Below are 20,711 nucleotides of genomic sequence, written 5' to 3'. Positions count from 1 at the left end.
CGGCTATCTCTCAACTTGAGATAGCCGCAAGCTGCTGATAAAAAGGGATCTCACTTTCGATAGGAAAGAAATTTTTCATACCACGTATCAATAAAATCCGGCGCAAATGGCTCCTTTCTTTGATGAATCCAGCTGATCAACTTTTCCACATTGTTTTTTAAAATGCGGTCAATGACGCTTGGATAGTTCATTTCCCGACGATGACGTTCGTATTCATCCTCGTCTAAAAGAACGTACGTCATATTTGGAAATATTTTTACATCTAAATCGTAGTCGATGTATTTGAGCGCTTCTTTATCCCACACGAACGGTGAACTTAAGTTACAGTAATAATAAACGCCATCTTCGCGGATCATGCCAATAATATTGAACCAATGCTTCGCATAAAAAAAACAAATCGCCGGCTCCCTTGTAATCCATGTTCGTCCGTCCGCTTCCGTTACAACGGTCCGGTCGTTGGCAGCAATAATATAATTCGGAGTTCCTTTTAACACCACCGTTTCTTGCCAAATTCGATGAATCGAACCGTTATGTTTATAACTATGAATTTGAATGATTTCTCCGTCACGAGGATATTCTGTCGTCATACTTTTCCCTACTTTCATTTGGGCGCTTCTTTTATCTTATTATAATGATTCGCAAACAAAAGAGCCATCAAAATCGTGATGATGGCTCGCCCACATAACATTGGAGTTGATACGACCGAATCACTTCTTCCGTTTGCTTTTCAAAGATTTGCTGAATTTCTTTCAATTGCTGTTTCATTTGTAAAATTTGTGTTTGAATCGACTGCAGCTTTGCCTCGTTTTGCAATGCGATTAACTCTTCTTCAATCGCCTGGCACCGTTCAATTTCCGACTGCAAAAACAACAGCTGCTCCATCGTTTTCAACTGCTCTCTCACTAAACGATCAAAAAGATCCATGCGCTTCTCTCCTTTCGAAGTTATACAATGATTACATTCGGAAAAGAAGAAACGATTTCCTTTGACTATCTATGTAGAACGGTGATAACTTTTGTCGAGAATTCTCTGTTCACAAAAGACAGGCACCCCTTGCCGAAAAAAGGAGTGCCTCGCTGTAATTATTTGCTTTGGTTTGACGTTTGGCGCGTTGTGCTTTGCGCTTTGCGAGATTCGGATTGAGCGTTTTGTTGTTTGACTTCTTGGATGTTTGTTTCCGCCGCAAATTCTGTGCCAAATTGTCCGGCTGCGCCTGCTTGTGCAGATTGCGCATTTTGTTGTCTTACTTCTTGAATGTTCGTACCAGCAACAGTTTTGTTCGGTTGTTTTGCCATCATTATCACCTCCACAACTTTTAATGTGTCCAGAAGGTGATTTTTTATCCACGAAAATTACATGATCAACGATCTTCCGCCGTCCACAATAATCGTCTGCCCGCGGATCATTTCCGCTTGGTCAGAAAGTAAAAAGAGAACTGCATTGACAATGTCTTTTGGCTCGACCATTCTCCCTGCAGGAGTTTTTGCAACCGCATCGGCCAACAGCTCATCGCGGTTTGGAAAATGTTTGAGCGCATCCGTGTCAATCGCTCCGCCGGATACGGCATTGACGGAAATGTTTTTCGGCGCTAATTCAACTGCTAAATAACGAGTGAGCGATTCGACTGCTGCTTTGGAAACGCCGACGGCCGTATAATTTTCTAAATAGCGAATCGAACCAAGGGAACTAATGCTGACAATTTTGCCTCCACCGACTTTTTCCATGCGCTTTGCTGCTTCTTGGGCGCAAAACAATAGCGCTTTACTGTTAATGTCCATCGTCCAATCCCAATGCGATTCTTCCAGTTCCATCGCTGGGCGCAACACACCGGAAGCGGCATTGTTAATCAATACGTCGACCCGGCCAAACGTCTCATCAATTTGCGCAAACATTTCTTGAATTTTTTCCACTTTACCGACATTCGCTTTCACAACGAGCGCTTTTTGGCCTAACGTTTCAATTTCTTTCGCCGTTTGCAATGCCGCTTCTTTGCTGCGCGCATAGTTGACGACAATGTGATACCCTTCTTGCGCCAGCCGAAGCGCAATTGCCTTTCCAATTCCCCGGCTGCTTCCAGTGACAACCGCTACTTTTTCACTCATTGATTCTCTCTCCTTATTTTATGAATAAATTCACAGGCTGTTTTTCAAACTATAAAAAAGGAGGAACAGCCCATGTACGTCGGACGTGATATGACCGAACTTTCCATGATTCCAAAATCGGAGTGGAAAGACAGCGAATTAGCTTTTTTCCACCATTCCTTGCAGCAAATCACACCGTATTTAAACGCTGAAGGGCAAACGATCCACCGCGAAATTATTGAAGAAATCGAAGCGCGCGGCGGGCTTGAGCAAATCGAGTCCCCCGACTAAAGCAGGTGATTTAACCACCTGTTTCTTTCTTTTTATACTCATGCCAAATGCGCTGGTGTGAAACCGGAAACGCATATTGCTGAAACTCATGCTCATCCACAAGCTTTAGCCGCTCCGTTTCTGCTACATCGCCCACGATTGTACCATAGTAAGCGACAATATTCCAAACTAAATGGGAAAACACGTGCTGTAAAGCGGCAAAAGGATGTTCAAGTTGCACGCTGATTCCATATTTTTCTTCAAAAAAAGCTTCCAATTGTTTTTTCCGGTTTTCTGAAGCTGTTTCACAGTTTGGAAATTCCCATAAATTCGCTAGCAGTCCTTCACGGCCCCGTTTATGAATAAGAACGCGCCCCTTTTTGTCCATAACTACTGCTGCCACAATGTCTACTTCTTTTACTTTCGCCTTTTTTGTTTTCACCGGAAGCACCTCTTGCACACCTTCATGAAATGCGCGGCAATGAGCGCGAACAGGGCAAAGCAAACAGGCCGGTTTTCCCGGTACGCAAATTAACGCACCAAGCTCCATTAACGCCTGATTAAAATATGAAGGGTGGTCATGGGCGATAATCGCTCGGACGATATCTTCAAACAGTTTTCTCGTTTTCGGCTTTGCAATATCTTCCCATACGAGAAAAATTCGCGACAACACACGCATGACGTTGCCGTCGACCGCCGGTTCCGGAATTCCGTAGGCAATGCTTAACACCGCACCCGTTGTATATGGACCGACACCTTTTAATTTTGAAAACTCCTCAGCCCGATCTGGAACTTTTCCGCCGTACCGTTCTTTCACTTCTTTTACCGCCGCATGCAAATTGCGAACGCGCGAATAGTAGCCGAGCCCTTCCCACGCTTTCAACACTTTTTCTTCATCGGCATCCGCAAGCGCTTCTAAAGTCGGAAACTGCTCCATAAACTGTTGAAAGTACGGAATGACGGTGTCTACCCTTGTTTGCTGCAGCATCACTTCCGATACCCAAATTTTATAAGGATCCGTTTCTTTTCGCCATGGCAAATCACGTTGTTCTTGTTCAAACCATTGAATTAAGTCGCGTTGAAATGTTTCAATCGCAAACCCTTCAATAAATGGCGCAATTTTTTCGTTCACGCTGACTCCTCCAAGATGATAATAAGTACAAATATCAGGTGTGTTGATTAACCAATAAAAACCAGTTGACATCGCTCTATTCCTAGCTTTTCTGCCGTAGTCGGCTAAGCTCAGCTTGCCGACTGGGCATGCTGTACGCATGCCATCCTCGAACAATGAACGCTTTGCGGGTAAATGACATTTGCCCGCCGGCGTTCTTGTTCGAGGGAAGAGGCAGAAAAGCTTATGTTCAGCCATATGATTCTATGGTTTTTAGTAAAATAATGGATAATCAACACTCGTGTACAAATATGTATAAATTATATCATTTTGTGTATATGGATGTGCGATAGATAATTGATTGATAAAGGGACTTCTTCGCCTTGAAACTTCCCCATCTTGATTCTAACCTTCACAAAAACGGAAATTTTATGTAAAAAACGCATGGTTTCCCATGCGTTTTATGCTGGCGGATTTAAATCGTCATCTTCAATGTATTTTTCGAAGTATTGAACATCTTTGCGTGCAGTAAAACGATCAGCTTTTTCTACTTTTACCCCGATGTTGTAATCAGGAATCATCGCATATTTCTCATAGCGGCCTTTTGGCAGAAGGAAGTTTCCTTCAGGGAAATGAACACCTAAGTTTCCTTTAGCAATATCGGCAAACTTAGCGCGGCCTTGGAATATTCCGTATTGATTGTAAACGACAATATTTTCTCCTTCCTGGATGCTTAATTCCTTTGCATCTTCAGGGTTCATCAATACATCATAACGATCTGCCCCATTAAATGGATCGATTTCTTTAAAGACCATAGAGTTAAATTGTTTTCCGCGTCTTGTTGTAATATAAAAATCGCCAGATTGTTTGTTCAAATCAGGAATATCAACAGGAATTAAATTTCCTTTTCCGTCAGGAGTCGGGCAAATACCGCCTTCACAAAGCCATGCCCCGCCCCATTGGAATACATCTCCCGCTTTTTTCAAATGTTGAATTCCATCATAGTTTGGATTAGCTTTTGCAATTTCATTTCGAATTTCTTGAGCGTCTTTAAAATCAACCAAATGAGCGGTTTCAGGCTTCACGCGCTTCGCTAAATCAATATAGATTTTCCATTCCGCACGAGCTTCTTCAATTTTATTTTTATTTCCTTCAATTTCAGGAGAGAAATACACCATACGCTCCGTCGAAGTAGAAGTTCCGCCGCCTTCTTGCTCATAGCGCGTTTTAGCAGGAAGAACGATCACCGCTTCTTTCGCGTCCACTAATGTAGATGTATTGAAAATAATATCTTGATGGACACGGATTTCCAATTCGGATAACGCTTTTTCCACAAAATGCGGATCAGGCATCGTTTCCAAGAAATTTCCGCCAGATAGGTAATAAAGTTTGACTTTGCGTTCATGACCTTCAGGGAGCAAAATGTTTTCAAGTGTTACCCCGACGACATCTCCTTGCCATTTTGGCAGTTCAAATCCCCACAATTGTTCAATCCGCTTAATGTGATCCGCATAAAAATCTCCGCCAGGAAGTGAAAATGGATCAGCACCCATTTCTCCGCTTCCTTGCACAGAAGAGTGACCACGGAACGGCATAAGCCCGTTGTATTTTCGTCCCAAGTGACCACGAAGAAGCGCAAGGTTTGCTACTTGTGAAATGTTATCTGTTGCAAAAGAGTGCATCGTTAACCCAAGCGCCCAAACATATACAGCATTTTTAGCTTTTGCCAATACTTCTGCCAGTTCAATGATTCGTTCTTTAGAAATTCCGGAAGATTCAACGATCTTGTCCCAAGAATACTCTTGCGCTTTTGCCTTCATTTCTTCATAGCCATTTACGTGTTCTTTTACAAATTCATGGTTAATCGCAGAACCATGCTCTTTTTCTTCCATTTCGAACCAATGCTTCATAATTCCATACATAAACGCAATATCGCCGCCGATATTGACTTGGTAGAAATCATCGGCTAATTTCGTCCCAAACAAAGCGGATTCTACAACAGATGGAATCCAATATTTTTCCATTGCTGGCTCTTTGTAAGGGTTAATTACGATAATTTTCGTTCCTCTTTTCTTCGCTTCCAACATGTACTTTGTAGAAACCGGTGAAGCGTTGGAAGCCACGCTTCCCCAAAACAATATGACATCGGTTCCGATCCAATCTTGATAATTGCATGTTGAAGCCGCTACACCTATCGAACGTTTTAATGCCGTTTTGCTCGGTGAGTGGCAAATACGAGAAGCATTATCAATATTATTAGTTCCTAAGAAACGAGCCACTTTCCCGGCAACATAATAAGATTCATTAGTAATCCCACGGGAAGTCAAATAAAACGCATATTGTTTTGGATCTAGTGTTTTCATTTTATTTGCAATGATATCCAATGCTTCATCCCATGTAATCCGGGAAAATTTACGCTCTCCTTTGCGACGAATGAGCGGATACGGGATTCTTCCCAGCTTGCGAAGCTGAGTGCTGTCATATTTCCGCAGTTCATCAATATCTGCATGAAGAATTTCAGGTTTGATGGCAGGCATCGTGCTTAAACGAAGCAAATTTAAGCGAGTTGTGCAAAGGTGCGGACCTGTAAGTGTCTGATCAAAAAGACCAGCTACGCCAAGGGCACACCCATCGCAAACCCCTTTTGTAATGATATTTGTTGCATATCCTAAGTTATCCCTATTTTCCCAAACTACTTTCAATGTATCGCGAATATGTTTAGGTTTCACTTTCCCAAGTCCAAAAGGAATCGGGCTTACCCAATGTTTCGGTGCAGGCATTAAAGTTTTTTTCATTGGTCCTGGATGTTTAGTCGCTCCCATTATAATCACTCCTCGTATTTTTTAATACATCTAATACGTACACGTATTATAGATCATGCGTGTTGATTAACCAATAAAAACCAGTTGACATCTCCCTATTCCTAGCTTTTCTGCCGTAGTCGGCAAGCTGTACGCATGCCCTCCTCGAACAATGAACGCTTTGCGGGCAAACAACATTTGCCCGCCGGCGTTCTTGTTCGAGGGAAGAGGCAGAAAAGCTTGTGTTCAGCCATATGATTCTATGTTTTTTAGTAAAATAGTGGATAATCAACAGTCGTGATAGGTTTCGCTACAAATACACTCAACCCTTCAACTCTTTAATGCGATAAGGATGTGTATAGACGTTTAAGTTATCGCCCCGAATAAATCCGACCGTTGTAATGCCAAGGTCTTCTGCTAATTGAAGCGCCAATTCCGTTGGGGCAGATTTGGACAACACGACGCTGCATCCGATTTTCGCCACTTTTAGTAATATTTCAGAAGAAATACGTCCGCTAAAGACGATGACTTTATCATCCAACGTAATGTCATGTTGCAGGCAATACCCGTAAATTTTATCCAACGCATTGTGGCGGCCAATATCCATGCGAGATAAAATAATGCCATTTTTATCACACAGGGCCGCATTATGCACCCCACCTGTATCTTTAAATGTTGTAGCAGATTCTTGCATCTCTTTCATCAGACGAAAGCAATCATCCAATGAAAGTTCAAGAGTTGCATCTGACATATTCTTTACTGTTTTGACATCGTTAAAAAAGTAAAAGCCCTGTCTGCTCATGCCGCAACAAGACGTAATATAGCGTTTAGATCTGAATTTTTGATAGAGATCATTAAATGAAGGCAACGTGATATGCGCAAATCCTTCATTTTCATCAATCCATAAATCCCGAATGTCAGAAACGCTACGAATAATGCCTTCTGATGCCAAAAACCCAATGACCATGTCCCGAATATGCTCAGGCGTACATACCATCGTTGCCAATTCCTCATTATTGACTTTAATCGTTACAGGATATTCAGTTACAATTAGATCATCAATCTGCTGAAGCTTCCCGTTAGAATATCGAATAACATTGCGATGAATTTGATTGGGTTTCAAGCGACCACCCTTCCTTACTCCCCTTTAGTCTTATCTTCAAATCCGCAAACTCCTAAACCTTTTTCCACGCTCATTTCGAAAAAATAGGTGCCGTTTCGAACCAACCATTTTTTCTATTTCTTTAGCATCATAAGCCATGCACTTTTTGAAAAAAGTGCATGGATTTAAGTTTTATTTAGATGGTACGTTTTTCTCCCATCATCGATGAATATGTAGGTTGTACGTTTTTCTCCCGCAATTGACGAATATCAATACGCACTAATAGAGAAACGACTAAAGCGACAACAAATAGTCCAGCAAAAAATGTTAAGCTTCCGGCATAACTTCCCGTTTTATCTTTAATATAGGCTGCAAACAACGGACCTACTAAACCAGCAGCAGACCAAGCTGTTAGTATATATCCGTGGATAGCACCTAATTGCTTCGTTCCGAAAAGATCACCAATATAGGCTGGGATAGAAGCGAAACCACCGCCGTAGCAAGCGTAAACAATAACAACCATAATACCGTAAATGATTTTGCTTGTAACCGTCGGCAACAAGAAGAAGATCGGAATTTGTAATACAAAGAACGTAGTATAAGTGTTTGGTCTTCCAATGTAATCAGAAATAGTTGCCCAACCGATACGGCCAAGTCCATTCGCAATACCTAGAGCACCAACTAATGCGGCAGCTGCCTCTGTGCTTAACCCAATACTTTCTACCGCTAAAGGTTTCATTGCAGAAATGACTGCGATCCCGCATGTTACGTTAATGAAAAGCATTAACCATAAATAATAAAATCTTCTTGTTTTGATGGCCTCATTTGCTGTTAATTGCGCTAAATCTTGTATGACTTTTTTGCCTTTTCCGCCGCCAGTTGCAGAGAACCCTTTCGGTAACCAACCTTCAGCTGGCTTCTCTAAGTATAGAGAAGAAAGCACCATGATAACAAAATATGCTGCTCCAAGAATAAAAAATGTATTCGCAATACCAACTGAGCCGATTAATTTATTCATAATAGGACTAGCTATCGCTGCGGCAAATCCAAATCCCATGATAGCAAGACCTGTTGCAAGGCCTCTTCGGTCAGGGAACCATTTAACGAGAGTGGAAACAGGCGCTATGTAGCCTACTCCAAGCCCAATTCCGCCTAATACTCCATAAAATAAATATAGCAGTGTAAGCGACTCAGCATTAACTGCAAACCCTGAACCGAAAACCCCTACTCCAAAGAATATTGCTGCTACAAGTCCTGATTTTCTTGGACCGTGCTTCTCAACAAAGTGTCCCATAAAAGCAGCTGAAAGACCTAAAAACAAGATCGCTAAACTGAACGTGAATTGCACTTGTTTCGCCGACCAGCCGAAGGTATTCATCAAAGGCGTTGTAAAATTGCTCCACGCATAGACAGAGCCGATCGAAATGTGGATTCCTACTGCTGATAAAGCGATCAACCAACGATTTTTCATTTGCTAAACCCCCTTCATAATCATAAAAAAACTGTCCCGCAATCAACCCTTATCTGTTCGTAAATCCTATTATCACTGTGGCAACAGTGATTAATCTCCATAAAAAAACCGCCACATTCCCTATATATCATGGTTTGTCCATTGATACATTAGAGAAGTGGCGGTAGTTTTAACACAGGGGCACTGCGGTAAAACCAACGACTTCTTTGTTTTTTGTTGTAAAAAGCTTAACCGATAACAGAGTAATCTCAATTACCAAGCCAAACTTTTTATAGGTTTATCATAACATGAAAACACATTATTTAACAATATCCATTTTACTCTTCGATTTTATCTTCAAACATAAATACCGAAACAGCCATATCTTCTTCTATTTTAATGTCGGAAAATAAGTGTGTCAGCTTCGATCCTACAAGTTCTTCCAATCCATCCGGTACCTTTTTAGCGTAAACCTCTTGAATCATGCGTGTGCGAGCGGCATGAACGATCTCTTTTCCTTCCTGCGACTGCGCAATAAATTTTTCCGTTGGCGTTAAATTCCCATATAAAATCGTCACCGCGATATTTTCGACAAAATAAGTTTTTACCTGTTCCGGACCTTTTCCAAACAACTGTTTACGAACTTTTCGAATAATATCATTGAAAGCTGCTTCTTTTTTTGACATATGAAAACCCCTTATCTAAATCAGAAATTGAATCTTCTAGCGATGCTCACAAATTCATTCGAGGTGCTACTGCCTCATCAAACATAAAGTATAATCGTTTTTTCAACTGCATATTATTGACATGGACAACAAGATTGGCACATCACTCCCTTCTTTAATGTAAAGGCAGTGTCTGTCAAGCGAATGCATGCCTTTTTAGGTTGCTACATTAAGATTAGGAACAAATAGTTATCATCATAAATATAGCATTAGCGTGAACTAATTTGCATGCCTTTGCGAATCAAGCAGCTCCAGTTTATAATAAAAGTGCGTTGAAAAAGTTAGCCACCTTTTCTTGCGTTTATACAGAAAATGTGTCTATATTTATAACAGTAACAATGCGCAAACACCTCATCAACACTGATCATCGTTGAAATGGAGATTCCAAAAAATGACCTTATAAATTGAAAATTCGATGTAATCCATTTTTCATGACGATGTTTAAAGCTTTTCATTTATAAAAATTCTAGCGGTTTCAGTATGATTGTCCAATCGTTAGAAAAAGATGAGGATATACTAACAGGTAAGAACAATAAAGGAGGTTCAGTTCTTTGGATACAGGAACACACATCGTCATGGGAGTGGCGTTAGGTAGCCTCGCCACTTTAGATCCCGCTGTTGCTCATGACCCAGGTTTAGCTCAGGCAGTATTAGTCGGCGCATTAGCCGGTTCACAAGCGCCTGATTTAGATACGATTTTAAAGTTAAAAAACAACGCCAAATATATTCGCAATCATCGCGGCATTACTCATTCCATTCCTGCTTTATTCATCTGGCCTCTCCTTATTACGGGAGCGCTTGTTTACTTTTACCCAAACGTAAACGTCTTCCATCTATGGTTATGGATTTCACTTGCGGTATGTTTGCACGTGTTCGTTGACATATTTAATGCATATGGAACACAAGCATTGCGTCCATTCACAAAAAAATGGATCGCTTTTGGTGTCATTAATACGTTTGATCCGACTATATTTGCGCTTCATCTTGCAGGTATCGGCGTCATATTTCTCGGCGCCCATCCAGGTTATACGTTTTTAACGATTTATATCGTGCTCGCTGGATATTATGTCGTACGGTTTCGGCAACAAGCCGCGATTAAAAAAGCGATTTATCAACAAATTCCTCATGTCGAACAAATCATTACTGTACCGACCTTGCGCTTTCGTGAATGGCATTTAGCCGTTACCACAAAAGATTATTTTTATGTCGGACGGGCTAAAAACGGAACAATTCATATTTTAGATACGTTTAAAAAATGTCCGATCCCTTCACATCCGGCAATTGAAGCGGCGAAAAAAGATGAAAATTTATCGGCATTTTTATCGTTTTCGCCGGTTTATCGTTGGGAAGTGAATGAATACAACGATCATTACGAAGTGCGGTTTACCGATTTGCGCTACCGCAGCAAAGGGTATTATCCGTTTGTGGCCGTCGTTCAGTTGGATCTTGACTTCAATATTGTAAGTTCCTACACAGGCTGGATTTTCAGTGAAGGAAAGTTGCGCAAAAAACTCGAACTTATTCCAAGCTAACCGGGCGGTTGGACGGGCGGTTGGACGGTGCCAGCCGTCCGGTTAATGTTTTAAATAATCGTTTTGGTTCAACAAATGCTTGTATTTCGGGTTCATTGTTTGAAATTCGTGCAGCCGCGCGCCATATTGATCAATCCATTGACGTACGACTTTTTCCGTTAGCTCTTTTCCTTTGTACGAATATCCTGCGCGTGCATACGTTGTTTCAAAATCTTCCCATAACAATTCCACCCACGTCCGCGCTTGCGCATAAGTGAGGGAATCGTTTTTTTCAAGCAAATAGTTCGTTAACCGCGCAAAATATTCATTCATTGTCGTCATCTTTTTCGCCCCTTTATACCAAGATTTAAACAACATAATCCCCCAGCAATTCGCCATACTAAAAATGTGTTGGTTCCCCAACACAAGCGAATGATGAGGAGGGAATCCAGCCATGCGGAATAAAGCACGCAGCTTCCCTAATCAAAATAATAACAAATTCGAAGGCGAACCGCGCGCCAAAGCAGAGTATGCTTCTAAACGCGCGAACGGGACGATTAACACCCATCCGCAAGAACGCATGAGCGCTTCAAATCAGCGGGATGAATAACGGAGCGAGCCTGAAGTCTTCTCCAACAGGAGGTGTCGTACTATGACTCGTCACTTACGAAAAAAGTTTTACGACAACCTTTATTCCAATCCGTTCCAACAGCCATGGGCGAATCCAAAACATGCCCATTCACAAGTGAATGGTGAAACACAGCAAACACTCGATTTAATTATTTTAGAGCGGCAGACGCGAAAACAGTCATAAGGAAAAGGGTGCTCCAAATGAGCGGGGCACCCTCAATATGCTACGGTTTAATAAGCAAAGAAATCGGCAGCGCCTCTTCGCTTCCATCACCGTTTAATCGATATCCCCACGCAAACACCCCGTTCAAATAACGGATTTTAAAAAATGAACCTGGATCACCGTCAATTTCGTATATATCGCCCGGCCGAAAGTCTTCCGGGTTCAATAAATACGCTTTCGCCATCGCGATTTTCCGTTCATAAACTGCAAACTCATTGACCATTCCCATCTGTTCCGCTTTGCGCGCTTTTTCCGTCAATGTAGCGATCTCTTGCTTCAGTTCATATTCCGTCATTTCGCTATATCGTTTTTGTAACATCTTTCATTTCCCCTCGTCTTTATAAAAATGGAGCTACACATGTGGAAATCATCGTCAAATACCACTATTCTTCTTTTAATACACCTAATATTTTTTCAATATTTTCTAACGAAAAGCCTTTGCGGTAAAGCGTCTGCTTCATTTTTTGCTCATACTCCCGCCCATCGTACGCTTCATAGCGGCGGTGTGCCTTTCGCGCGTGGTATTCGAGCGCTTCCCATTCTTGATCTTCCCCTTGAAGCTCGTCATACTCAGCAAGCACTTCTTCCATGACGGAGCGCGAAAAACCTTTGCGCTGCAACAGCTGCTTGATCTGTTGCTTCCACTGAAGGGTGGAGCGTTTTTTCGTTTGCTTCATCGCTTTTTCCACTAGTTTTTTCGCTGTTTTCAGCTGCTCATCGAACGTGAACAGCCGCATGCTTTCCACAGCCAACTCTTGCGAAATCCCTAACTTTTCAAGTTCTTTTGCAATGACAAGCGGGCCTTTCATCGTTGTTTTCATTTGCGTGCGCACGTAAGCCGCCGCAAATTCACGGTCATCTACATAACGATGTTTCCGCAGCTCGTGCAGCACATCGCGAATGACCGCGTCGCTTGTTCCTTTTTTCTTTAAATGATCGGTGATTTCTTTTTCCGAACGCATTCGATAGGCCAAAAAAGATAACGCGGCATGATACGCTTTTTTCACTTCGTCTGCATATACTATTTCCTGCAGCATAAATTCGTCGAGTTCCGCTCCCTTTTTCAGCCGAAATTCGACCAGTACATTTTGGTCAACGCTGAACGAAACCGGTTCCCCGTTCTCCTTTAAGGCGTAAACTGTAAACCGCTCATGATTGCGAGGGTCGACCGCAATTTTTGTAATCATCCACATTTCCAACACCTCACCATTTATCGTATCATAAAAGAAACCAGCCATAAACAAAACGAAAGAGGTGGGATTTTTGAACATCGCCATCGCCGGAGGAACAGGGTTTGTCGGGAAAGCGGTTGCCGATTATTTTGGCAGACAAGGACATCATCTTTATATATTAACAAGGACGCCACGGACTTCGCCTCAATCAAACGTTCATTACGTACAATGGCTTGCGCCGGGAAGTCATCCAGAAACGATGCTTCCTTCGCTTGATGCGATCATCAATTTAGCAGGCGAGTCGATCAATGGCGGCCGCTGGACGAAAAAACGAAAAGAACAAATCATTCAAAGCCGCGTAAAAGCGACAAAAGAAATCGTCCGTCTTATCCGCCGGTTGCCTTCACTGCCAAATGTTTTAATCAACGCCAGCGCCATCGGCATTTACGGAACATCATTAACAGATATATTTACCGAAGAATCGCAGCGCATCGGTGACGACTTTTTAGCCAAGACGGTCGAACAATGGGAGGAATCCGCCAAACAAACCGAAGCGCTCGGCGTTCGCACCGTTTTTGCCAGATTTGGCATTATTCTCGGCGAAAACGAAGGGGCATTGCCGAAAATGATCACCCCTTACAAATGGTGGATCGGCGGGACGATCGGTTCAGGAAAGCAATGGGTATCATGGATTCATATCAAAGATGTTGTCCGAGCGATTGAACATATTTTACAGCACGAGCAGCTTTCAGGACCTGTGAATATGACCGCCCCATCCCCTGTGACGATGAAGCAGTTCGGACAAACGATCGCCCATGCGCTGCGCCGCCCGCATTGGCTTCCTGTCCCAAGCATCGTACTTCAGCTTCTTTTAGGGGAAATGAGCATTCTTGTGTTAGAAGGACAACAAGTCATCCCAAAAAAGCTAAATGAATCCGGTTTTATTTTCTCATTTCCTTCCCTCGAGGAAGCGTTGCGTGACATACTACATTAACAACATAACATCCATTTCATTATTTAACGAAACTAATTTTCACAATGGTAAACGGGGAAGTCATCTACACAAAAAATTAACAAAAAAGCTATTTCTTTTTTTACTGTAATCATGTATGATGAAGTAAGGCTATAGATGATGAATAGTCACAAAATTGGATATCGTCGTCAAATCAAGGGAAGGCAAATGGTGCGCCACCAGCGATGCGCTGGTTCTAGTGGGTTCGATTCCCACCCCGAAATTTTTTGATTGAAATATATTAAAAAATTTCGAGGGTGGTTTTCCCACATGTAAACTGCCCTCAGAACAGGAGGGAAATATGATTCTAAAAAAACGTGAGCTGCAAGATTGTCAAGCGCTTTACGAGTTGATGGTGCACCCCGAGGTCTTCCCTTTCGTGCGCCAAAAAGCTCATTCCTACGAAGAGTTTTTGTTTATCACGAAGCAGACGATCGAAGCGGAAGAACGCGGCGAATTGATTTCACGGACGATCGTCGATGAATGGGGCAATCCGATCGGGACGATTAGCTTATTTGATATTCAAGACGGCGCCGGCTTTTTAGGGACGTGGCTCGGAAAGCCGTATCATGGCCAAGGATATAACCAACGAGCAAAACAGGCATTTTTCAATGAGTTATTTTACGAGCTTTCGATTCAGACGATTTTTATGCGCATTCGCAAAGTCAACGTCCGTTCGACGAAAGCGGCGGAAAAATTGCCGTATGTCACGCTGGCGAACGAAACGAGAAAAAGCTTATTTGAACAGATCAATCAAGGTGAAGATATTTATAATTTATACGAAATTTCAAAAGATAATTACACGCTTTATACGATGCGCTGTCCGCTTCTTTTCGAAGAAGAACAGCAGCGCAAAGAAGCATAGCAAAAAGGAACTGTCACAGTCGGTTGAGCAGTTCCTTTTTTATGTGTAAAAAGCGAAGGAGTTGGAAAAAATATAAATAACTTTTGGTAAAGTGAGGGAATGGACATGGCTGAAAAACGTAGATCTGAAAAAACAAAAAGTACGTTATCCAGCGCCCAAGAAGTGGCCTATGCCCGCGATTTTAAGCTGGCCGATCAAGCAGGAGGATATACAGCGAAAAAAGCAAGGCATTGACCAAATACTTCTATTTATACTTTTCGTACGCTGTGCCATCCTAAGTGATGAATCACGATTGATTCAAACTACATTGAGGAGGCTTTGTCATGGGTCGATCTCGAGGACAAAAAACGCGCGACAAAAACAAATCGTCTCTTCCACAAGTGCCGAAGCAGTTGAAATCCGCCGGCTTAGATGTCGAATATTCGCACGAGTTTGCGGACCATGAAGATTTAGAGGCAGAAGCGCGCGCAGCGGCAGCTGGAATTCGCCAAAGTAAAGCGCGCAAAAAGTAAAAAGCACCGATCTGCTTTCGGAAGGTTCGACAGGGGGCACCTGTCGAATTTTTTGATATAAAGAGTAAATTTACTCCCCACGCAAACATGAAAATAATCGCGAATTCGCTGTTATTTTCACAGAAAAAAAGACCATCTTCAGTCAATGCAGAGACGGTCAACCGATTTTACAGTATGTTTTTTTCTAAATTCTGTTGATATACTATCGCAATCAATTGTGATCGATCTTTAACCCCTAATTTTCGAAAAATATTTGTAACATGATTTTTAACGGTATGCACACTAATATACAGTTTTTCAGCAATTTCGCCATTGCTGCAACCTTCAATAATATATTTTAGGACATCCATTTCTCTTGGTGTTAATATTTCTGAGAAAAACTTTTGATTGATCACTAACATCTCTTTATTGTCTCGAATAGATGCCCGTAAAAAGATGGTTATAAACGTCGCTAGTAAGGAAAGACTTACTTCTCTTTCTTCCATCATATCCTTTTGTGCTACATGTACAGTTAGTACTCCCTGAATATGATCGTTCACGTAAAAAGGGCATTCGATCATAATGCCTCGACTTGTTTCATTGTAATTTAAGGGCATCGAAAAATTATCCTGCCCCTTATCAAAATACCGCTTCCATAAGCTTCGACGATAATCATATAAATATTTGCAATAAAAATTCTTGCTAGTAAATATTTTTTGTTCATTATATTCTTGGAGAAAAATGATACTATGTTCTCCATTTACTAAGTCAAGCGCTAAATCTACTATCATTTGTAGTATTTCATTGGCATTTTTTTCGAATCTTATAAGTTCACTTATTTTATTTAACGTTTTCAACCGCAAAAATTGTTGCTTATTGTAAAGTGATTGTTTGTAACTCAAAAATAGTTCAATCAATTTTGCGAGCAAATATCCTGCTTCCTTAACCTCTTCAGAAAATCGTATTTTTTCTTTACTGCCGACAAAAATGACACCTGAAGTCTGCCCATCTTCCTTAATAGGATAAAGGAACAATATTTTCAATTCATTGTCCTTATTTACCCAATCAGCGAATTGAAGCTTTGTTAATACATTTTCTAAATATAAAGGTCGATTTTCTTGAAGAAGACGTTTTATCATTGGACTTTCAGTCGTATAAACGGCACCTAACCATCTTGGATCTGCCTCTTCGCTAGATATGTCGCAGATAATAAAACTTTGTTCATTCTCTCTTCTAGCATAAGCAACCATATGAACACACGGGTACAACTGCCGAAACATATGCAAGTATGAACGTATACGAAACGTTTGTAAAGACTCAATTTCTATCATGCGATGTAACAAACGCAACTGTTCAAGATGCCTTTCTTGCTTATGTTCCCCTTCAATTAAACGAGCACAGACGGAGGCCATTTCTTTCATAATACGCAATTTAGTTTGAATGTCTAACAATGAATATTCGCGGGCTGTCTCGACAGCATCGCCCCATCCTCTCTCATTTCCAAGTTTGTTTTTAATTTTTTCTTTTCCTCCCTCAATAACAAAAGGACCTGCCCAAATCAAGCATTGGGCTTGTCCTTCAACAACGACCGGAGCAATCAATCCTTTGATCCCTTCAAATGTAATATCAATCATTGCTGGGGATGTCAATTGCAAATACGTCTTCCAATTTTTAAGGATTACGTTTTGTATTTCTCTACTCTCTGAAAGTATCATCAATTTACTGAATTGATCCATATTAGAAATACATGTTAACAGCGTCTGTGCAGAATCAATGATGAAAACTGGTAGACCAATAAGAGATGCATACGCTTCTTGAATACTTTGTAACAAGTCGTGTATATGCAATTTAACCAACCCATCCTGTTCACATATCATCATAGATGCAACGTGACATTTTAACGTTTCCATCTTCTTATCAAGTTATTCCTACTTTTCAACTGCCAAGTGATCGAATAACCAACCGCTTCATAGACAAATGGATTTGTCTATGAAGCGGTGTCGCTCACTCCATTGTCAAGCCTTTGCGTGACGAAGGCAAGTCACCGGATTCTCCTCCGACAGTCAAAAATAATAGGTAACCTGCTGCTTTTCATTGGTTCTCAATTGAATCTTTCAGTCGCATTTATATAGTTACAAGTGATTATTTATTTTGCTTTATTTAATCTTTGAGGTTTCGCCAAATAATATCCTTGTCCATAAGGAACCCCTAACAATTTTGCACATCGAAGATCCTCTTCTGTTTCAATTCCTTCTAATATAATTTTTGTATTTTCACTAAAAAATTGAACGATAGACGATATTGCTCTCTGCTTTTTAACATCACCTGCTAAACCTTTTGCAAAGTATCGATCGAGTTTAATCACTTGGGGAGCTATCTCTAATAATGATTGCAACGAGTACTCTCCTTTTCCTAAATCATCTAAGGCAACCAAAAATCCTAATTCTTTTAGTATATGTATATTCCTCAACATTTTATCGAAATTTTCGATTTTTTCAGACTCATTGATTTCTAAAATAATTTGTTGGTTGAATAACGAAACATTTTTGACTAGCTGCTCTAGCACTTGAGGAAAAAACGGCATCGCAATGGTAGAAGGATATACATTTAGTGATAAAAATATATTATACGGATAATCATTTTTATAATGTGCTGCAAAATCCTTTAATGAATTCGCTATAGAAGCAATATCGAGATTATATATATCTCCTCGTTCACTTGCATTCATAAACAGTTCATCAGGGCTCTTTACAAACGGACAGCGAAGTAAACTTTCATAACCAACCAGTTCTATGTTAGACAATTGATAAATCGGCTGAAAGACATTCGTAAACAAGTGATTAACAATAATTTCTCTAACAGTTTTTTTATTTTCCATAGCCGCCCTCTAAACTTATATTTCTTGCCATTAATAGGTGGTGTAACATAACTTGGTGGCTATATTCACCATAAAACAAAAAACCAATTAGGAAAAGCAAAAATAAATTACTTTATTATGATTTCAAAACCCCACACATAGTACTTAACACTTATGTTTTTCACAAAACTTAAAAATGAAAGATTTTTTTAAAATGCTAAAATATAGTTAATGCCTTTTTTTATTAAATCTCAAAGCTTCATAATTGTCATTCAACATGTTTTATAAAAATTATTTTTACTACGACTTTTAAATTGCATACAAGAAAAATATTTTTCTTAATCTACGATACTAAAAAAATAAATGTTTTCATAATAAAAAAACAAAATATTGCTATATTAAAAAAGTGATTTACGCATTAAACCTAAGTCCATTAGAAATTAACATACATCCATTTATTTACTTTATTAACTAAATCAGCAATATGCATTCAAAAGCACCAACTGCTACCTATGTTTTAAGTGGTTCTCTAAGCTTTTAGGAATTGTAACGATACTCAATTTAAAGCAATTTGCTAACGGCTACTTATAAACACAAACCAACTTTCCCACGTTAAATGTGTTATGCATTTTTTCAAAATTCAATTAAAAAAACGACATAAATAAGATGTTTAAGAAAGGAATAGTGTATATGTTTTATACATGTGTCGAAACACCAACCACTTGTCGTTACACTATTCTTTGACTGTTTGGTTTATTAAACTAACCGAACTCCATAATGGATCTTCACTGAAAAATGTAATGTAACATATATGTCATTCTCCTCTTAATTGAAATTATAGTTCCTTATTAGGGATTTTTCAACAAAAAAAATAACCAAAAAAGGAACAAAAATATTAACTATTCATTAATGAAAGGATTGAACACATGTGAAAGATGTAAAACAACTACTTAGTAATCGAATTAAAAGGAGATTAAAAGAATTAAATTTAAAACAAAAAGATTTAATCGAAAAAACCGGCCATCCGAAAAGCACAGTAAGTAAAATTGTAAACGGAGCTGTAACCCCAAGGATAGATGTATTGATCCCTATTAGCAAAGTGTTAGACGTGTCTATCGATTGGCTCGTTTGTGAAAAAGAAGACATTAAAACCGACGGATACTCTCTTGATAATATAGAAAAGGAAATTATCACCTTATTGAGGTCTTTAGATGAACAAAAAAAAACAAATGTTTATTTTATTATCAAATATATTGTTTCTCTTATTCAACATAATGAAACTGCCTCACTAAAAAAGAAAAAATGAAATGTTCTAAAAAGTTTCTTATCGTTGAATGTTATGTGTCGGGCGATAAATACAAATTTTAGAAGTGCATAATACACTACATAAATAAGGCTTTAGAAAGCATGTTGGCGGCTTTTACATGCGAATACTTTGCAATATTACCATTATCCCCCTAATTATACACGCAGTAACTCCATGTTAAGCAACGGTATATAGAAGTATATTACATATAAATATACTACCGAATTATGCACTCCTAGATTGCTAAACACAATTTAATAAGGAAGGGTGGCTCTTTTAGGTCAACCTTCCTAGGAATTATTATAGATGCCATTTGGAGCTTCAACGTTTTCGTCTTTTATGGAGTAATTGGTATTTTTCGGATGTCGGGTGGCCGAACAACACCTCTTCCAGACAAATGCAATTTGTCTGTGAAGCGATATAGAATATATAAACCCCCATGCCGAAAAAATTTCGGCGCCATCGGAAGGACGAAAATACCCTTGTGTCGAATATTTTAAGTTCATACATTTTGGAATTTAAGTATTTTCAAAATAGATGCACATAGCATTTTAACGTTCCCCCTTTTATCGAATCTTCCGTACTTTTCAACTGTTGTTTTGGGTCAAGCACACACTTGCCTTCGATAGCCGACTGCTTTTCAATCGATTATAAGTTGAATCTTTGAGTTGGATTTATACTATAACCTACCTAACAATATCCATCCAAAGAAGCTAGCACCTTACGAAAACTTACAGTAAATTATAACAAAAATATAACTATTTGGTAAGTCAATGAAGTAAAATAGGAATTGAGTGCTATTCCATTGAGGGTATAAATTACATTATCATTGTAAACAAAACAATATTAGCCAATGTTAGACAAAAATTTCATAATGAATCGGCAAACTACTCGAAAGGGTAGGGCGCAAAGCTAAAGGGGCTAAATCTATTTGCAAAAATAGACATGCCAGCCAGTTGCCCTTCTTAGTTTTATATAAATGCAATTTGGAACTTTAACGTTTTCGTCTTTTTATGGAGTAATCGGTATGTTTCGACTGTCGGGTGACCGAACAACACCGCTTCCAGACAAATATATTTGTCTGTGAAGCGGTTGGTTGTTCGG

Annotated in this window: 23 protein-coding genes and 1 riboswitch; of the genes, 9 read left to right on the top strand and 14 right to left on the bottom strand. The window is 39.9% G+C overall.

What is annotated here, in order from left to right; translation table 11 throughout:
- Positions 1 to 50: 50 nt before the first annotated feature.
- The 4 genes from ntdP to fabL form a co-directional block, all read right to left on the bottom strand.
- Complete coding sequence (gene ntdP, locus HNQ34_RS15810) at positions 51 to 587, bottom strand: nucleoside tri-diphosphate phosphatase (RefSeq protein WP_183256311.1); 537 nt, start codon at positions 585 to 587, stop codon at positions 51 to 53.
- Between the two features lie 67 nt (positions 588 to 654).
- Positions 655 to 924, bottom strand: a complete 270-nt coding sequence (locus HNQ34_RS15805) for a YgaB family protein (RefSeq protein ID WP_183256291.1) — start codon at positions 922 to 924, stop codon at positions 655 to 657.
- Positions 925 to 1,082: 158 nt separating this feature from the next.
- Positions 1,083 to 1,295, bottom strand: a complete 213-nt coding sequence (locus HNQ34_RS15800) for a gamma-type small acid-soluble spore protein (RefSeq protein ID WP_183256288.1) — start codon at positions 1,293 to 1,295, stop codon at positions 1,083 to 1,085.
- 57 nt (positions 1,296 to 1,352) lie between these two features.
- Entirely contained in the window at positions 1,353 to 2,102 is a 750-nt protein-coding gene (gene fabL / locus HNQ34_RS15795) for an enoyl-[acyl-carrier-protein] reductase FabL (protein WP_183256286.1), read from the bottom strand.
- A gap of 72 nt (positions 2,103 to 2,174) precedes the next feature.
- Here fabL and HNQ34_RS15790 point away from each other — a divergent pair, with 72 nt between their 5' ends.
- Positions 2,175 to 2,372 (top strand): cytosolic protein, encoded by a 198-nt coding sequence (locus HNQ34_RS15790; protein ID WP_183256284.1) that lies wholly within the window; start codon positions 2,175 to 2,177, stop codon positions 2,370 to 2,372.
- A gap of 10 nt (positions 2,373 to 2,382) precedes the next feature.
- Here HNQ34_RS15790 and mutY read toward each other — a convergent pair whose 3' ends face one another.
- The 5 genes from mutY to HNQ34_RS15765 all read right to left on the bottom strand — a co-directional run bounded on the left by mutY (position 2,383) and on the right by HNQ34_RS15765 (position 9,501).
- A complete protein-coding gene (gene mutY, locus HNQ34_RS15785; protein WP_312856144.1) occupies positions 2,383 to 3,483 on the bottom strand; it encodes an A/G-specific adenine glycosylase in 1,101 nt (366 codons plus the stop codon).
- A gap of 440 nt (positions 3,484 to 3,923) precedes the next feature.
- Positions 3,924 to 6,284 carry an FdhF/YdeP family oxidoreductase gene (locus HNQ34_RS15780; protein WP_183256282.1) on the bottom strand — a complete coding sequence of 787 codons (2,361 nt, stop codon included), beginning with the start codon at positions 6,282 to 6,284 and terminating at the stop codon, positions 3,924 to 3,926.
- A gap of 301 nt (positions 6,285 to 6,585) precedes the next feature.
- Positions 6,586 to 7,386, bottom strand: coding sequence for a formate dehydrogenase accessory sulfurtransferase FdhD (fdhD, locus tag HNQ34_RS15775; protein WP_183256280.1), 801 nt, complete (start codon positions 7,384 to 7,386; stop codon positions 6,586 to 6,588).
- A gap of 175 nt (positions 7,387 to 7,561) precedes the next feature.
- Complete coding sequence (locus tag HNQ34_RS15770; RefSeq protein WP_183256278.1) at positions 7,562 to 8,836, bottom strand: L-lactate MFS transporter; 1,275 nt, start codon at positions 8,834 to 8,836, stop codon at positions 7,562 to 7,564.
- Positions 8,837 to 9,153: 317 nt separating this feature from the next.
- On the bottom strand, positions 9,154 to 9,501 hold the full coding sequence (locus tag HNQ34_RS15765; RefSeq protein ID WP_183256277.1) for a Na-translocating system protein MpsC family protein: 348 nt from the start codon (positions 9,499 to 9,501) through the stop codon (positions 9,154 to 9,156).
- Positions 9,502 to 10,091: 590 nt separating this feature from the next.
- Here HNQ34_RS15765 and HNQ34_RS15760 point away from each other — a divergent pair.
- Entirely contained in the window at positions 10,092 to 11,072 is a 981-nt protein-coding gene (locus tag HNQ34_RS15760) for a metal-dependent hydrolase (protein WP_183256275.1), read from the top strand.
- A 42-nt stretch (positions 11,073 to 11,114) separates the two neighbouring features.
- On the opposite strand, the gene HNQ34_RS15755 is transcribed toward HNQ34_RS15760, so the two are convergent.
- Positions 11,115 to 11,384: a YfhJ family protein gene (locus tag HNQ34_RS15755; RefSeq protein WP_183256307.1), complete on the bottom strand. Its 270-nt coding sequence runs from the start codon at positions 11,382 to 11,384 to the stop codon at positions 11,115 to 11,117.
- Between the two features lie 121 nt (positions 11,385 to 11,505).
- Here HNQ34_RS15755 and HNQ34_RS15750 point away from each other — a divergent pair, with 121 nt between their 5' ends.
- Both HNQ34_RS15750 and HNQ34_RS15745 read left to right on the top strand, forming a co-directional pair.
- Positions 11,506 to 11,661, top strand: coding sequence for a small, acid-soluble spore protein K (locus HNQ34_RS15750; protein ID WP_183256273.1), 156 nt, complete (start codon positions 11,506 to 11,508; stop codon positions 11,659 to 11,661).
- Positions 11,662 to 11,703: 42 nt separating this feature from the next.
- A complete protein-coding gene (locus HNQ34_RS15745; protein WP_183256271.1) occupies positions 11,704 to 11,865 on the top strand; it encodes a YpzG family protein in 162 nt (53 codons plus the stop codon).
- A 40-nt stretch (positions 11,866 to 11,905) separates the two neighbouring features.
- On the opposite strand, the gene HNQ34_RS15740 is transcribed toward HNQ34_RS15745, so the two are convergent.
- Positions 11,906 to 12,223 (bottom strand): YfhH family protein, encoded by a 318-nt coding sequence (locus HNQ34_RS15740; protein WP_183256269.1) that lies wholly within the window; start codon positions 12,221 to 12,223, stop codon positions 11,906 to 11,908.
- A gap of 64 nt (positions 12,224 to 12,287) precedes the next feature.
- Entirely contained in the window at positions 12,288 to 13,097 is an 810-nt protein-coding gene (gene recX / locus HNQ34_RS15735) for a recombination regulator RecX (RefSeq protein ID WP_183256267.1), read from the bottom strand.
- 70 nt (positions 13,098 to 13,167) lie between these two features.
- Between recX and HNQ34_RS15730 the strand changes: the two genes are divergently transcribed.
- The 4 genes from HNQ34_RS15730 to HNQ34_RS15715 all read left to right on the top strand — a co-directional run bounded on the left by HNQ34_RS15730 (position 13,168) and on the right by HNQ34_RS15715 (position 15,465).
- Positions 13,168 to 14,070 carry a TIGR01777 family oxidoreductase gene (locus tag HNQ34_RS15730; protein ID WP_183256265.1) on the top strand — a complete coding sequence of 301 codons (903 nt, stop codon included), beginning with the start codon at positions 13,168 to 13,170 and terminating at the stop codon, positions 14,068 to 14,070.
- A 322-nt stretch (positions 14,071 to 14,392) separates the two neighbouring features.
- On the top strand, positions 14,393 to 14,953 hold the full coding sequence (locus HNQ34_RS15725) for a GNAT family N-acetyltransferase (RefSeq protein ID WP_183256305.1): 561 nt from the start codon (positions 14,393 to 14,395) through the stop codon (positions 14,951 to 14,953).
- Positions 14,954 to 15,058: 105 nt separating this feature from the next.
- Entirely contained in the window at positions 15,059 to 15,187 is a 129-nt protein-coding gene (locus HNQ34_RS15720; RefSeq protein WP_183256263.1) for a YfhE family protein, read from the top strand.
- Positions 15,188 to 15,276: 89 nt separating this feature from the next.
- On the top strand, positions 15,277 to 15,465 hold the full coding sequence (locus tag HNQ34_RS15715; RefSeq protein WP_183256260.1) for a YfhD family protein: 189 nt from the start codon (positions 15,277 to 15,279) through the stop codon (positions 15,463 to 15,465).
- A gap of 167 nt (positions 15,466 to 15,632) precedes the next feature.
- Here the strand turns inward: HNQ34_RS15715 and HNQ34_RS17625 are convergent, their stop codons facing one another.
- Both HNQ34_RS17625 and HNQ34_RS15705 read right to left on the bottom strand, forming a co-directional pair.
- A complete protein-coding gene (locus tag HNQ34_RS17625) occupies positions 15,633 to 17,354 on the bottom strand; it encodes a helix-turn-helix domain-containing protein (RefSeq protein WP_183256259.1) in 1,722 nt (573 codons plus the stop codon).
- A gap of 236 nt (positions 17,355 to 17,590) precedes the next feature.
- The gene (locus tag HNQ34_RS15705; RefSeq protein WP_183256257.1) at positions 17,591 to 18,322 is read right to left on the bottom strand and encodes an EAL domain-containing protein; all 732 of its coding nucleotides are present in this window, start codon (positions 18,320 to 18,322) and stop codon (positions 17,591 to 17,593) included.
- 907 nt (positions 18,323 to 19,229) lie between these two features.
- Between HNQ34_RS15705 and HNQ34_RS15700 the strand changes: the two genes are divergently transcribed.
- Positions 19,230 to 19,607: a helix-turn-helix domain-containing protein gene (locus HNQ34_RS15700; RefSeq protein WP_183256255.1), complete on the top strand. Its 378-nt coding sequence runs from the start codon at positions 19,230 to 19,232 to the stop codon at positions 19,605 to 19,607.
- 871 nt (positions 19,608 to 20,478) lie between these two features.
- A riboswitch (cyclic di-GMP riboswitch) is annotated at positions 20,479 to 20,571 on the top strand.
- Positions 20,572 to 20,711 lie beyond the last annotated feature (140 nt).

The sequence above is a fragment of the Anoxybacteroides tepidamans genome (genome assembly GCF_014201465.1).
GTDB classification, from domain to species: Bacteria; Bacillota; Bacilli; order Bacillales; family Anoxybacillaceae; genus Anoxybacteroides; species Anoxybacteroides tepidamans.
Note: the sequence above shows the minus strand (reverse complement) of the source record. Positions and strands in the feature narration are given on the sequence as shown.